The 14507-nt window shown below is 69.8% G+C and carries 11 protein-coding genes and 2 pseudogenes; 6 read left to right on the forward strand and 7 right to left on the reverse strand.

What is annotated here, in order from left to right:
• Window positions 1–31: 31 nt before the first annotated feature.
• From QEG98_RS41090 to QEG98_RS41100, 3 genes and pseudogenes are all read left to right on the forward strand, one after another.
• Window positions 32–163: pseudogene (locus QEG98_RS41090) on the forward strand (hypothetical protein); the annotation flags it as partial.
• 109 nt (window positions 164–272) lie between these two features.
• Complete coding sequence (locus QEG98_RS41095) at window positions 273–1475, forward strand: chloride channel protein (protein ID WP_316565239.1); 1203 nt, start codon at window positions 273–275, stop codon at window positions 1473–1475.
• 416 nt (window positions 1476–1891) lie between these two features.
• The gene (locus QEG98_RS41100) at window positions 1892–4750 is read left to right on the forward strand and encodes an Ig-like domain-containing protein (RefSeq protein WP_316565240.1); all 2859 of its coding nucleotides are present in this window, start codon (window positions 1892–1894) and stop codon (window positions 4748–4750) included.
• Window position 4751: 1 nt separating this feature from the next.
• Here the strand turns inward: QEG98_RS41100 and QEG98_RS41105 are convergent, their stop codons facing one another.
• The gene (locus QEG98_RS41105) at window positions 4752–5132 is read right to left on the reverse strand and encodes a helix-turn-helix domain-containing protein (protein WP_090491177.1); all 381 of its coding nucleotides are present in this window, start codon (window positions 5130–5132) and stop codon (window positions 4752–4754) included.
• A 98-nt stretch (window positions 5133–5230) separates the two neighbouring features.
• Window positions 5231–5752 (reverse strand): hypothetical protein, encoded by a 522-nt coding sequence (locus QEG98_RS41110; RefSeq protein ID WP_090491176.1) that lies wholly within the window; start codon window positions 5750–5752, stop codon window positions 5231–5233.
• A gap of 474 nt (window positions 5753–6226) precedes the next feature.
• Here QEG98_RS41110 and QEG98_RS41115 point away from each other — a divergent pair, with 474 nt between their 5' ends.
• The 3 genes and pseudogenes from QEG98_RS41115 (at window position 6227) to egtD (ending at window position 9008) form a co-directional block, all read left to right on the forward strand.
• The gene (locus QEG98_RS41115) at window positions 6227–6427 is read left to right on the forward strand and encodes a hypothetical protein (protein ID WP_090491175.1); all 201 of its coding nucleotides are present in this window, start codon (window positions 6227–6229) and stop codon (window positions 6425–6427) included.
• 207 nt (window positions 6428–6634) lie between these two features.
• Window positions 6635–7976, forward strand: a pseudogene (gene egtB, locus QEG98_RS42625) (ergothioneine biosynthesis protein EgtB).
• A 9-nt stretch (window positions 7977–7985) separates the two neighbouring features.
• Complete coding sequence (gene egtD, locus QEG98_RS41130; protein ID WP_316565241.1) at window positions 7986–9008, forward strand: L-histidine N(alpha)-methyltransferase; 1023 nt, start codon at window positions 7986–7988, stop codon at window positions 9006–9008.
• Window positions 9009–9074: 66 nt separating this feature from the next.
• Here egtD and QEG98_RS41135 read toward each other — a convergent pair whose 3' ends face one another.
• The 5 genes from QEG98_RS41135 to QEG98_RS41155 form a co-directional block, all read right to left on the reverse strand.
• Entirely contained in the window at window positions 9075–9269 is a 195-nt protein-coding gene (locus QEG98_RS41135) for a hypothetical protein (protein ID WP_090491172.1), read from the reverse strand.
• 299 nt (window positions 9270–9568) lie between these two features.
• Complete coding sequence (locus QEG98_RS41140) at window positions 9569–10114, reverse strand: hypothetical protein (RefSeq protein WP_316565242.1); 546 nt, start codon at window positions 10112–10114, stop codon at window positions 9569–9571.
• A gap of 2 nt (window positions 10115–10116) precedes the next feature.
• On the reverse strand, window positions 10117–10569 hold the full coding sequence (gene bacM / locus QEG98_RS41145; protein ID WP_171444464.1) for a bactofilin BacM: 453 nt from the start codon (window positions 10567–10569) through the stop codon (window positions 10117–10119).
• Between the two features lie 3 nt (window positions 10570–10572).
• A complete protein-coding gene (locus QEG98_RS41150) occupies window positions 10573–11463 on the reverse strand; it encodes a ParB/RepB/Spo0J family partition protein (RefSeq protein WP_090491170.1) in 891 nt (296 codons plus the stop codon).
• A 25-nt stretch (window positions 11464–11488) separates the two neighbouring features.
• Window positions 11489–12280, reverse strand: a complete 792-nt coding sequence (locus QEG98_RS41155) for a ParA family protein (RefSeq protein WP_090491169.1) — start codon at window positions 12278–12280, stop codon at window positions 11489–11491.
• Window positions 12281–14507 lie beyond the last annotated feature (2227 nt).

The raw sequence follows: 14507 nt of genomic DNA on the forward strand, positions 1-14507 counted from the left end.
GACGCTGCTGACGCTCATCGTCGGCCGGCCCATGCGGGGCCACGGCACCGCGGGCATCATCGAATCCATCTGGGTGAAGTCCGGCCGCCTGTCGCTGCCGCGCGCGCTGCTGCGGGGGCTGGTCTCCATCCTCGCCGTGGCGATGGGCGCGCCGCTGGGCCGCGAGGGCGCGCTGCTGTCCACCGGCGCGGCCAGTGGCTCGTCGCTGGCCCGCTGGCTGCGGATGGGCCCCGGCGGCCCGCCTGCTGGTGGCCTGCGGCGCGTCCGCGGGCATGGCCTCCGCGTACAACGTCCCCATTGGCGCGGCCCTCTTCGGCCTGGAGGTGCTGCTGGGCAGCTTCGCGCTGGAGCTGTTCGGCCCCATCGTCGTCTCGTGCGTGGTGGCGACGCTCGTGTCACGTGGCCTCATCGCGGACCACCCCAGCTTCGTGATTCCCCACTACACGCTGCTGCACCCGCGCGAGCTGGTGCTGGCCATGCTGCTGGGCGTGGTGCTGGGCGCCGCGTCCGCCTTCTACGTGCGCGGCATCAACGTCATGTCGGACCTGCTGGACCGGGCCGCCGCGTGGCTGGCGCCCTTCCTGCCCCTGCTGTCCATGTCAGGGGTGGGCATGACGGCGGTGTGGCTGCCGCAGCTGCTGGGCAACGGCTATGACGCGGTGAACGCGGCGCTGCTCGGCAAGCTCTCCCTGGCCCACCTGCTGCTGCTTCCGCTGGCGAAGCTGGCCCTCACCGCCACCTGCGCCGGCGCCGGCGTGCCCGGCGGACTCTTCACCCCATCCCTCTTCTACGGCGGCCTGCTGGGCGGCGCCTTTGGCATGCTCGCCGAATGGGTGCTGCCCGGCGGCGCGCCCAGCGGCGCCTACGCGCTGCTGGGCATGGGCGCGGTGCTGGCGGGCACCACGCACGCGTCGGTGTCCGCGGTGCTCCTCATCTTCGAGCTCACCGGCGACTACCCGCTGGTGCTGCCGCTGATGCTCAGCGCGGTGGTGTCCGCGGTCGTCAGCCAGCGCCTGGAGCCGGAGTCGCTGTACACCTCCGTGCTCAACCGCCGCAACGTGCGCGTCCCCGCCACCGTGCCGCACTGGCTGCGCCAGGAAGGCGCCCGCGCGCTGCTCAAGCCCGTGCACCAGCGCGTACCTCCGTCGGCGCCGCTCCAGCAGGTGCTCGCGTTCCTGCTGGAGCAGCCCCTGGGCCAGGACCTCTACGTCACCGATGAGGCGGGCCGGTACCGGGGCGCGCTGGTGCTCGACCAGTTGAAGGGGCATCTGCCGGACCACTCACAGCTGCACGCCACCATCGCCGCGGACGTGATGGACATGCGCGTGCGCCCGATTACCCCTGGCCTGTCCCTGAGCGAGGTCGCCGCCCGCTTCACGGAGACCTCTCTGGAGCGGCTTCCCGTCGTGGACGGAGAGCGGCGCCTGCTGGGCACAATCTCCAAACAGGACGTGTTGAGGCAAGGGACCTTCTGAGGAACGCGACGTGGCCCCTGTTCGAAGGCGGGCCCTTGCCACAACTGCCGCCGGAAACGCCCGTCCCTGGCAACGAAGCACCGCCCCCAGACAACGCGCGCCGCCCCGACGAAGCACCGCGATGACGCCGGGCAATGCCTGTCGCGTGAATGCGTGTGATTCACCGCCAGCACGGCATCCAGCGAATGTCTGGCGTGTCATGTCAATCGCGCTGGAGCCGTACACGCGGCGCGTCAGCGCGATGAACATGGATTGCGCATGTGTCTCGATTGCCTCGGGGCGAAGTGGCCTCGGGGTGGGGTGTGACCCTCACGTGAAGATGATGGCTGTCATGCCTCCAAGACAGGCATGCGCTCACTTCCTCGGGCGCTTTGCTTGCATGAATACCCAGAGCGGTATCCTTCGAGCGAGCCCCCATGCCCTCACACGCCGCTTCTCCTGCCTTGCCGCGCGCCGCGCTCGCGCGCGTCACGTTCTTCCTCATCGCGGTGACGGGGCTGCTGCTCGCCGGGCCCGCACGCGCGGCCACCAACGCCGAGTCCGCGCAGCGCGCCATCAACTACCTCAGCGCGGACGCGGCGAACTGGTCGGTGCGTTTCGGCTGCACGTCGTGCCACCGCCACGGCGCGGCGCTGTTCGGCCTCGCGAACGCGCGCACCACCGGCTACGACCTGGACGCGCTCACGTACAACGGGCGCACCAACCGGGAGAACCTGGAGTTCATCGCCGGGCGGCTCGTCTCCGAGCAACGCGCGGACGGCTCATGGTTCCACGAGGGCATCTTCTATCCCAACGCGAAAACGAGCTACTCCGCCTTCGGGCTCGCGGGCTACGACGCACACCTGGGCACGCGGTACTCGGACGCGCTGGTGCTGGCCGCGGACTGGGCGCTGATGCGGCAGGAGGCCACCGGCCGCTGGCGCGAGGACTTCCCCTTCTACCCGGTGGGCTACGGCCACGTCGGCGTCACCGCGCGGATGATGACGGCCATTGCCCAGGCCCGGCAGCGCGTGGACCCGGCCAAGGCCTCGCAGTACCAGGCCGCGCTGGACCGGGCGGCCGACTATGTGCGCGCGCACATGAATGACTGGACGGATGGCCCGGCCACCGACGGCCAGCGCTACACGCACCAGGTGGCGTGGGCCATGGTGGGACTCAAGGCCGCCGGCCCGGGCACCAACGCGGTGAACACCCAGGCCCTGGAGACCCTGGCCACGCGGCTTCTGTCCACGCGCGCGGGCGGGGGCGCGCCGGGCTGGGGCTCGCTGGAAGGCGACGTGCCGGACGAGTTCGCCACCGGCATCTCCCTGTATGCGCTGTGCCTCGCGGGCCGAAAGCCCGGCGCGGATGGGCGCATGTCGGAGGCGCTGGAGTGGCTCAAGGCGCGGCAGGCGGTGAACGGGAGCTGGGGCGCGGACACGCGCTATCCGGACATCCCCACCACCTTCGCCTCGCTGGGGCTGGCGTGCTTCGGAGACTACAGCGTGAGCGTCACCGTGAGCGGCGGGGCACGCCGGCCCTTCGAGCATGATTTGCCGCGCATCCAGTCCGTCACCTACCCCATCACGGTGCGCAACCATGGCTACCAGACGGACAGCTACCGGCTGAGCACCCAGGGCGGGCTCACCGGTTGGACGGCGACGCTGAGCCGCACCACGCTGGAGCTGGCACCAGACACCGAGGCCCCCCTCACGCTCACCATCACCGCGCCGGAGGGGCTGGAGCCATCGCTCACCTCGGACGTCATGGTGGTGGCGGCCTCCCAGGAGGCGGAGGGCGTGAAGGGCTCGGTGCGCGTCACCACCTACACCAACCCGCCGCCGCCCACCGACGGCGTGCCCACCACCACCTCGCTGCTTTCGCCCGTGGACGGACAGCTCACGGTGGCGCTGAACAACACCCTGTCCGCGCGCGTGGTGGATGACCGCGGCTGGGAGGCGCGAGGCCCGGGCATGGGCGTGGTGACGTTCTCCGTGGCGGGCGTCACGGTGGGCGCGGACAACGACGCGGATGGAGACGGCGTCTACTCCTTCGTGTGGCGTCCGCGCGCCTCCACCTGGAGCGAGCTGGGCGTGCAGGACCTGCGCGCGGTGTACTCGGGCGTGACGCTGGCGCCCGCGCGGGAGAACCGGCTGGGCAGCTCCGCGTCGTTCGCGGTGGAGGTGCACCCGTCCCCCTTCCCCGCGCCGTCGGTGACGCTGTGCGGACTGCCGGGCTTCACGGACGCGCTGACGCTGGAGGTGTGCGGCTTCGTCACGCCGCTGGCGGCGGGCGCGGAAATCGACTCGGCCACCTTCGTCATCCAGGGCGTCAGCCACCCGGTGGCCCCCGACCCCAGCGGTGGCTACGTGGACACGGTGCTGCCGCTGGTGGACGGGCCCAACGTCATCCGGCTGGTGGCCACCGACTCGTTCGGCGGCATCGCCAGCGAGGAAGCCGTGGTCATGGTGGACAACACCGCGCCGGAGCTCACCTTCCTCTCACCGGCCAACGGCGCGGCCCTGCGTTCCTACAGCGTGGACGTGCGGATGGTGGTGCGTGACTGGTCGCCGGTGCGCGTGGAGACCAACTGGGTGCAGGTGACGGACGTGCCCGCGGGCGGCGGAGACGTGACGCACCGGGTGGACCTGTGGCCGGGGGAGAACCTCATCCTGGTGCGAGCCACGGATTCGGTGGGCCACGTCACGGAGCGGATGCTGACGGTGTGGGTGGACGCGGAGGCGCCGTGGGTGTCCACGGGCCTTCCGGATGGGTGGCTCGTCGGGCCGCAGCCGGGGAACGCGATGCCCTACGACATCGGCGTGTACTCCGCATCCGCCACCACGGTGACGCTGTCCACGGGGCGGACGTACTCGCTGCCCCGGGGCGGCGGCGGCGTGCAGGCGACGCTGGACCTGGTGCCCGGGGACAACGCGTTCACCATCGACGTGATGAGCGAGACGGGCATGCGCACCACGCTGTCGCGCACGGTGCGCTACGACGACGCCGCGCCGGTGGCCTCACTGCTGCTGCCGGTGCCGGGGCAGGCGTACAGCGGAGTGATTCACCTCACCGCGCGGGTGACGGACGCGGTGAGCGGCGTGCGGTCGGTGGCCTTCACGCGGGATGGCTCCGGCATCCGGGCCGCCACGCTCCAGCCGGACGGCACCTGGACGGCGGAGCTGGACACGCGCGAGCTGGTGGACGGCGAGCACACCGTGGAGGTGTGGATGGATGACCCGGCGGGGAACTTCGCCATCCAGACGTTCCCCTTCGTCACGCGGAACCAGCCGTAGGCTACTTCTTCTTGTGCTGCATCGCCGAGGCGATCAGGTTCATCAGCTTCAACTGCACCGTCGTCAGCTTGCGCAGGTTGCGCATCAGCCGCCGCATCTCCGGCGTGTCCTCCTCGCGATTCTTCGCGGCGGCCTTCTCCTTCACCGGCGGCGGGGCGGTGAAGCCCTCGCCCAGCCCCAGCAGTTCGTGAGGAGGCACGTTCAGCACCATGCACAGCCGGCGCAGGTTCTGGACGCTGGGCAGCATGTGGCCGCGCTCCAACCGCCCGTACACCTCCGACGCCATGCCAATGCGCTCGGCGACGTCCGCCTGCGTCAGCCCCATCCGCACCCGGGCGGCCCTCGACGCGGCCCCCAGCATGCTCGCCAGTTCTGTGTCCATGCGTGTGTCAGTCCACGGAAGAAGGGCCGGCCCAGCTAACCCTCAAGGTCGGGTACTTTCACCATACCTTCCGCGTTTTTTCAAAGCGCTCGCGCGCCTCAGCGAGCGGGGGTGCTCTCCGCCGCATCCAGCAGCAGCCGGCGACGCTCCGCGGCGGTGAACAGCGACGCCAGCGGCAGTCCCAGGAAGAAGGCGTGCACCACAATCTGGGGGAACTGCGGCACGTCCAGGAACCACGGATAGGAGCCACGCCCGATGAACTGGAAGTTCACCAGCCACACGAAGATGCCGTAGAGCATCCCCACCGCGGCCTGGAACTCCCAGCGGCTGCGCCCGTCTGGCGGCAGGAACGCATCCAGCACGGAGTAGAAGAGCCCCACCACCGCGGAAATCATCAGGTGGACGCCCATGCCCAGCAGCAGGGCCGTGCTGTCGGAGACCGAGGCCGTGAAGGCGGACGGCCCCAGGAGCACCCCGGCGGACATGCGCACCGGACGCATCGGGTTGTCCCCCGACGCCACCGCCAGCACCACCTCCGCCAATGCCAGCACCACGCCCGCGGCCATGCCAAAGAGCAGGCCATTGGTGGCGGACCAGGGAGTGTACCTCCGCCGAGCCATCCTTCCTCCTTGCCAGGGCCCGCCGCATGCTCGGCCCTGCGTTCAACCTGGACATGACCGGCACAGGCGGGCAGCCACGACGCGGCGGGGGTCCGCGACGCCGCCTCCCTGGCCGGCCACCGGGCCGGCCTCGCATTTCCAAGCCGCGCCCCGCTCCCGGGACATTCGCGTCACGCCCCCCGGATGGGACCTGGCCAGGCGGCCCTCGAAAGGCCGCCAAACAGTGACTCCCGGGACTTCGAGCCTGTCCTTTCTTCTGCCTCCGCGGTCGCCAGCCTGTAACTCCTGCAGCCCGGGTCACCCCGCACCTGCCCCAGCTTGTTGAAAATCCAAGCGACGGAGGGTGGGCACGCCGTTGGCATACGCAGCATCCCGGAAAGGACGAACGACCACCGGGATATGCCGCAGCTCCGCCAACGACAGGGCCCTCACCGCGTGCATTACGCACCCCAAGCGTGGCGGGAGGTGGGCCGCATGACGGCGGAGACGTTCCATGCACTCCAGCAGGTGCTGGAGCGCCTGGGCGACCCGGCCCTGCGCGAGTCCCAAGCGGCCAACGGCCTGGTGGCGCGGCATGTCGTGCCGCAGCACGGGCTGGAGCTGGAGTACGCGTGGGACGAACGCTCACGCACGCTCACCCTGCTCGGCCTCGCCCGCGTCCCCAACGAGCCCTGAGCGGATCCGCTCAGGGCCGGGAATAGTGTTTGAGCTTCAACCTTCTTGGCGGTTTTCTCGGTTGTCCCCAGGACGAGGCGCCGCGCCCGGCGTAGAGACAAGGCGTTGGGGGCGCGCGGGCAACGTGCGCTCCTTCACGAGCCGCTCGGGCGCCGGTGAGGCGGGGGCTTACCTCCGCGCCGGACGCCTCCCTACCTTGGACGGGTGATGTTCCAAATGGCCGAGGAACGGAGTCACCCGCGAAAGGAAGGCGGGGCCCATCCACGCTGGAAGTCCCGTGCCTGGACCGAGTTGGAGACGGCGCGCGCGCGCGTGCTGGCGATGCTCGGCGGGCTGCCCGAGGACGCGCTGCGCCGTCAGCATTCGCCGCTCATGTCGCCGCTCGTCTGGGACGTGGCGCACGTGGCCAACTACGAGGAGCAGTGGCTGCTCCGGGCGCTGGGGGCGCCGGCCATCACCGACCCGGCGTTCGACGCCATCTATGACGCCTTCCGGCACCCGCGCTCCACGCGCGCCGAGCTGCCGCTGCTGCCACCCGAGGCCGCCTTCGCCTACGCGCGGCGCGTGCGGGAGGCGGTGCGCGAGCACCTGCACCGGCTGCCCGAGGACAGCACCGCGCCGCTGCTGGCCGGCGGCTACGTCTTCGGCATGGTGGCGCAACACGAACAGCAGCACGCGGAGACGCTGGCCGCCACGCTGCAGCTCATGACGTCGCCGGCGTACCACGTGCCCTCGGCGCGCCCGCGGCCCCGGCCCGGCGCCGTGCCGCAGGCGGAGGTCTTCATCCCCGGCGGCGAGGTGCGGCTGGGCAGCACGTCACCGTGGGCCTACGACAACGAGCGGCCCGCGTTCTCCCAGCACGTCGCCCCATTCCTGATGGACGCGCACCCCGTCACCAACGGCGACTACCTCGTGTTCGTGGAGGCGGGCGGCTACGAGGACCCGCGCTGGTGGCACCCCAAGGGCTGGGAGGTCGTCCAGGCAGAAGGGCTGAAGTCCCCGGGCTTCTGGCTGCCCCAGCGCAACCACACCGGCTGCGGCGACGCTTCGGCCGGTGGAGCCGCTGCCCAAGGACGAGCCGGTGCAGCACGTGTGCTGGTACGAGGCGGACGCCTACGCGCGCTGGGCCGGCAAGCGGCTGCCCACCGAGGCCGAGTGGGAGAAGGCCGCGCGCGGCAGCGACGGCCGCCCCCGCGAGTACCCCTGGGGCGACACGCCGCCCACCCGCGCTCACGGCAACCTGGACGGAGGCACGTGGGGCCCGGCGCCGGTGGGCAGCTACCCACAGGGCGTCAGCCAGGACGGCGTCTGGGGACTGCTGGGCGACGTGTGGGAATGGACCGAGAGCGACTTCCGCCCGTACGCGGGCTTCAGCGCCTTCCCGTACCCCGAGTACTCCGAGGTGTTCTTCGGCGAGTCCTACAAGGTTCTCCGGGGAGGCGCGTGGGCCAGCGCACCGGTCGCGGTGCGCAACGGCTTCCGCAATTGGGACTTCCCCAACCGCCGGCAGATTTTCGCCGGCTTCCGCTGTGCACGGAACGCGAGGTGAGGTGAGGCGATGCGGGTGACGACGGTACCGACGGTGGCGACTCCGGGTGAAGACGCGCAGCACACGCCGGGAGTCCAGGTGGACGTTTACGTGAAGCCGGGCGACGCGAAGCGCGCCCTGCGGGAAGAGGCGCTCCAGGGCCTGTGCGGCACGCCCAAGGAGCTGTCTCCCAAGTGGCTCTACGACGAGCGCGGCAGCCAGCTCTTCGACGACATCACCCGGCTGCCGGAGTACTACCCGACGCGGCGCGAGCGGGAAATCCTGCTGGCCCACGCCGGTGACATCGCCCGCTTGAGCGGCGCGGACACGCTCATCGAGCTGGGCAGCGGCACCAGCGAGAAGACGCGCCTGCTCCTGGACGCGCTGGAGGAGGCGGGACAGCTGGCGCGCTTCGTCCCCTTCGACGTGAGCGAGGCCTTCCTGCGGCGCGCGGCGTCGGGCCTGGCGCGCGAGTACCCGGGCATCACCGTGCACGCGGTGGTGGGCGACTTCGAGCGCCACCTGGGCCAGCTCCCCGGCGGCCGGCGGCTGGTGGCCTTTCTGGGCGGCACCATCGGCAACCTGAAGCCGGCGCAGCGCGCGCTCTTCCTGAGGCAGCTCTCCGCCGGGCTGCAGCCGGGAGACGGGCTGCTCCTGGGCACCGACCTCATCAAGGACCGCGAGCGGCTGTACGCCGCCTACAACGACAGCGCGGGCGTGACGGCCGAGTTCAACCGCAACGTGCTCAAGGTGCTCAACCGCGAGTTGGGCGGGGACTTCGACCCGGGCGCCTTCGAGCACTTCGCGCCCTTCGACGAGAAGAACGCCTGGATTGAGATGCGCCTGGTGTCCCGGCGCGAGCAGACAGTGTGGCTGTCCACGCTGCGCAAGCAGGTGGACTTCGCCGAAGGGGAGGTGCTGCGCACGGAGGTGAGCTGCAAGTTCCACCAGCGGCAGGTGGCATCCGAGCTGTCGGCCGCGGGACTCACGCTGGCCGAGTGGTGGACGGACGCCGCGGGCGACTTCGCCCTCTCCCTGGCCTTCAAGCGCTGAGGCGGGGTGTTGCTTTCAGGGGCGCGGGGCGGGGACTCACCCCGCCTTCGCGCCCTTCGCGGTGCTTCAGCGGCGCGGGTTGCGGCGCGACGAGCCGCCGCGCACGGGAATGGGCACCGGCTGCGCGGACGGCCGCGTCCAGGCGGCCCAGAGCGCCCCCAGCCCGGCGGCCACGAGGCCGCCCACGGCGATCAGCTGCTCTCCCACGGGTGCGATGTCCACGGTGGCGAACGGGAGGGGGAGCATTCCGGAGAACGACATGCGGGGACTCCTTGCGAGGGCACTGCGTGGAGGTCCTGGATGGGTCCGAGGCGAGCACCCAACGCAGTCCGGGAGGGTGAGGTTAGAGATTCGTGACGGCCAGGGGAAGTCCCGGAGCGTCAATGTCGGCGTGGCGTGCACGGAAGTGCACCCTGAAATGCATAACGTTGGGACACCCGAGCCGCGCCAGATGTTCACGAGGCGGTAACGGAAGCCTGCCCGCCTGCATCGACTCCGCCAGGAGGTGACACTCCCACCTGCCTCGACGTGTGATTGCCTTGGACGCGCGGTGCTGCTCGCTATGGCAGCGCGCCCTGGACCTGGATTTCGCGGCAGGCCTCGGTGGCACGCAGCACATCCTCGGCGGACGCGCCCGGCAGGCTGGCACAGAGGAACAAGTCATTGCCCACGCGCCGCGCGCCGAAGAAGCCAGGCGCTTCCGGGCCCACGCCCCCGTCCGCCAGCTTGGGCGCCAGGGTGATGCGCAGCAGCGAGTAGCGCTCCGTCTCTTCTTCCTGGTCCAGCGAGATCTCGAAGTCCTTCAGCTCCTCGCGGACGCGGTCGGCCAGGGTGTCCACGGAGGGCAGCTGCTCGCCGTCTCCGCGCCGCAGGTCCACCCGCAACACGGGCTGGCCGGGCGGGCCCGCCTGGAAGCTCTCATCCGGCGCCACCAGCGCGGACCAGCCGTCCGGCAGCGGCACCTTCACACCGGAGCGGATGGAGGACGGACGGCCGTCATCCTCTCCGGTGCCGGAAGCAGCATCCTCCTGGCCACAGCCCTTGCAGCCGCCCAGGAGGGTGAGCGCCAGCAGTGAGGCTGGCGCCATGTGCTTCCAGGAACGCACGTCTACTTCTTCTCGCCACCCGGAGGCGGAGGCGGCCGGGCGCCACCGGTGCCCAGATTCTCCATCTTCAGCGAGCCCTCGAAGATGACACCGCGGTCCATGGACAGCGACGGCGTCTCGAGGTTGCCCTTCACGCGGCCGGGCGTCTTCAGCTCGATGATCTGCGTCGCCTTCACGTTGCCTTCGACCTGGCCGTTGATGATGACGGTGCCAGCCTGGATTTCGGCCTGGACCTTGGCGCCATCCCCAATGACGAGCACGTCCTTGGTGATGATCTGCCCCTGGAACTTGCCGTCGATACGGACCTGCCCTTCGAAGGTCAGCTTCCCTTCGAACTCGCTCCCCTTGCCCAGAAGCGTGTGGACCTCACCAGAACGCTGCGACACGGATTCCTCCTCCCGCCTGAACAGAGGCTTGCTGGATGATTCGTCTTTTTTCCCGCCAAGGAGCGCCACGTCCTACTCCTTCCTGAGAAGCTTCAAGAGCCGGTCGAGGTCATCGTACGAGAAGAAGTCCACCTCGATGGTGCCCTTTCCGGGGCTTCGTTCGGTGAGCCGGACCTTGGTACCCAGTCGCCGCTGAAGCTCCTCCACCAGTGCCTTCACCTGCGGGCTCTGCTTCGGTGCCGCCTTGCCCGCGTCCTTCTTCCCGCTGGAGCGACTCTGCTGGACCAGCCGCTCCGTGTCACGCACGGAGAGCTTCTTGTCCGCGACTTGCTTGGCCAGGTTCTGCAGCTCCGGCAGCCGCGGCACGCCCAGGAGCGCGCGCGCATGGCCCATGCTGAGCGAGCCATCCGCCACCATGCCCTTGACGTCCGCGGGCAGCGCCAGCAGGCGCAGGGCGTTGGCCACCGTGGAGCGCTCCTTGCCCACGCGCACGCTGACCTGCTCCTGCGTGAGCTTGAACTCCTCCACCAGGCGCTTGTAGCCCTCCGCCTCTTCGATGGGGTTCAGGTCCGAGCGCTGGAGGTTCTCCACCAGCGCCAGTTCGAAGGCCTGGACCTCCGTCACGTCGCGGACGATGGCGGGCACTTCCTTGAGGCCGGCGGCCTGGGACGCGCGCCAGCGTCGCTCGCCCGCGATGATGCGGTAGCCGTCACTGGCCTTGCGAACGAGGATGGGCTGGAGCACCCCCTGCGCCTTGATGGACTCGGTGAGCTCCTGGAGCTTCTCCTCGTCGAAGTAGCGGCGCGGCTGGTCCTTGTCGCGGTGGATGGACTCGATGGGGAGCTTGAGGACGCCGGCCTTCGGGGCCTGCTCGCCCTTGCCGGCCCCGGTGGCGCCCGCCTGGGGGATGAGGGCGGACAGCCCGCGTCCCAGGGCCCGCTTCTGCATGTCTGCTTTCACCACGTCGTGACTCCAGCCAGGGCGCGGCTCAAGCCACGCGCCTGCGAGGGCTCTTGGGGGTGTCCCGCTTCATCAGCTCGCGGCCCAGCGCGAGGTAGCTCTCACACCCCTTCGACTTGATGTCGTACAGGATGATGGGCTTTCCGAAGGAGGGGCACTCGGACAGGCGCACGTTGCGCGGCACGATGACCTCGAACACCTGCTTCTTGAAGTACCCGCGCACCTCTTCGACGACCTGGTGGGCGATGTTGGCCCGCGAGTCGAACATGGTGAGGAGGATGCCCTCCATCTTCAGGTCCGGGTTGAGCCCCTGCTTCACCAGGTCGATGGTGTGGGTGAGCTGAGAGAGTCCCTCGAGCGCGTAGTACTCGCACTGGAGCGGGATGAGGACGGAGTCCGCGGCGGCCAGCGCGTTGAGCGTCAGCAGGCCGAGCGACGGCGGACAGTCGATGATGATGTAGTCGTATTCGGAGGCCAGCGGGCGCAGGGCGTCGCGGAGGCGGAACTCGCGGTTGTCCTGGTTGACCAGTTCGACTTCGGCGCCGGTGAGGTCCGGCGTGGCGGGCACCACCTGGAGGTAGCGCAGCTCCGTGGGGTGGAGCAGCTCCTGGATGGGCCGGTCATTGAGCAGCGCTTCGTAGATGGTGCCGGTGATGTTGTCCTGCTTGATGCCCAGGCCACTGCCCGCGTTGCCCTGCGGGTCCATGTCCACCAGCAACGTGCGGCGCTCCGCGGAGGCCAGGCTCGCGGCGAGGTTGATGGCGGTGGTGGTCTTCCCGACGCCGCCCTTCTGGTTGGAGATGCAGATGATACGACCCACGGTGGCCCATCCTCTCTCTCCCCGGCCGTAGGCCAGGGCCCCGCGCGTGATGCAGTGCACGGTTGCGCGCTGATCCACGCTGCTAGCACGCGGTTTGGTATCGGATCAAATTCACGGCGAGCCTTGCTTCCCTGCTCTCTTCTCGGGGGTTTGCGCGGACCTGGAGGCCGGTGGCAGGTGCCCGGAAGAGGCCTGGAGGCTGGCCGGGTGTGCCTCCTTATATAAGGAGGCGGTGCGCCGGGGTGCCAGTCGAACGAGGCCACGGAGGGCCCGTGTCAGCCCCCTATATAATGATGCGGCCGAGCCGCCGGTCCGTGGCCCCCCACCGGGCCGCACCTGTTCCGCTCCGCCGTGGCCACGGCGCCCCCAGGCTGGAGACGGCGTGTTCCTCGTGGAACCCCGCGGCCGTGCAGCGAGTGAGCAGGCGGGAAGGAAGCCCTCGCGGAATAAAGCGTGCCGAGTCTGCTTGCGGGGTTCGCGGACCTTTGGGCCAGTTTTCAGGGGGTCGGCGGCGGTGGACTTCGAGCGGAGCCCGCGAACGTGCGTCGCGTTCGCGCGCGAGGCCGGGCTTCTGGGTTGCCTGAACGTGGAAGCAGCCGCGCGTTTCGAGCCGCCGCGTGTGTCCGAGGGCCCCTGCCCTCACGCCGTGATGCTGTCGCGGGCAGTGAGTGCGTTTCGCACGATGCTCGCGTGAGGCTGCGGTCGGGGTTGCCGGTTGGCGCGCGCTGATTGCTTCGGCGCATCACACGCGATCGGTGGTGGGCCGTCCTCGGGCACGACGCGGTGCCATTGGCAGTGTTCGGTCCGGCAGTGCCGCAACCGACTGGCTTGGCGCTGCCCATCTGCGAGGAGCAACCGATGCACCGCCTCGCAGACCCGCGCAGCGCTTGGTTCCGGCGAGGCCTTGGCACTTCAGCTGCGCTTTCTCGCACGCGCGACGTGGCACCGTTGCTGAGCGTCGCTCCCGAGATGCGCGCGGTAGGCCAGATGAGTGCAGCGAACGCGCGAACCCGACTGGAAGCGCCCCATGCCGAGCAGTGGAGCCATGCCGCCACCCCATGCGACGCGCGTTGAAGCGGTCCAAGCCATGCCGAGTGCAACCAGCACGCGTCGATGAATCACCGGTTCGGGTGACGATGACACGCCTCCTCATGTTCCGCGTGGAACGGGCGAGCGCGTCCTGCGCATGGCGACGGCGGTTTCAGATGAGCCTTGATGTCAGCCGTCCGCATGCGCCTCGCCACCGGCGGTCCACATGGCCACGCACATCGGTTCCTCCTTGGCTGCGGACTCCCGCCGCGCAGCCCTACCCTCTTGGAATCGCGCGCGGCGCGTCTGCCCCGGTCACTTGGTTCGAAGCGAGCTCCAGATGGGGCCCATCCCCCCTCACTTCCGCCAACGACCGCAGGCATCGCATCGACGAGGTCAGTCCACTTGTCAGCCCAGCTCAGCGGACTCACCGCTCGGGACGGGCAGCGGTCGAGCCGAAGCACGCCGCGACGAACGGCGATGCGGATGGCGACTCACACCTGCACGAGGTTTCCGTCGCAGGGAGGATCATCAGGGACACGCATCCAATGGCGGCAGATGAGGAACTCCATCGGACTTCGCCAACCCCGGCGACTTCGTTTCGCGCCCTCCAAGTGTGCCGGAGGCGAGCCGCTCGACATGGGTACGCAGCGCCAGACGTCGCATCGGTGAGGTTCTGCGTCCGGTGGCATCACGGGGAGCTCCACGCCCACTGAGCGCCTCACGAATCACGAGGTGGTTTGCCGTCACATCGATGCCTCAGCCGAGGTGCCATGGCTTCCCATCAGGAACAGGGACCGGATAGCGCTCCGCCAAGCGGGACGGAGTGGTGTGAGCCGCAGCTTCTCCGCGGTCACATGGAGCCCGGTTCTGCATTGAGTCAGGGCTTCAGGGTGACATGCGACCGTGCCGATGGCGTGGCCCGAATTGCTGCTCGTCCACACCGACTGCTCCACACGGGACTTCCCCCGCTGAGCCGGGGCGCCCGGCAAACTTCCACCGTACCGATGCAGCAGCACGAGGGCAGTCCGTACTCGCCACTTGCACCACACGGGACTCGCACTTCGTGCCCATGAGCCCCGGAAGGGGTGTCGCCGTACCGGTGTCGCAGTCTGCTCGCGCAGCTCAGATGAGCTGAGCGACGGAGCCGCCGCGATGGGCGAACCCTCCGTGACGTGTTGCCCGAGGGCCTCGCGAG

This window comes from Myxococcus sp. MxC21-1, assembly GCF_032612255.1.
Lineage (GTDB): Bacteria > Myxococcota > Myxococcia > Myxococcales > Myxococcaceae > Myxococcus > Myxococcus virescens.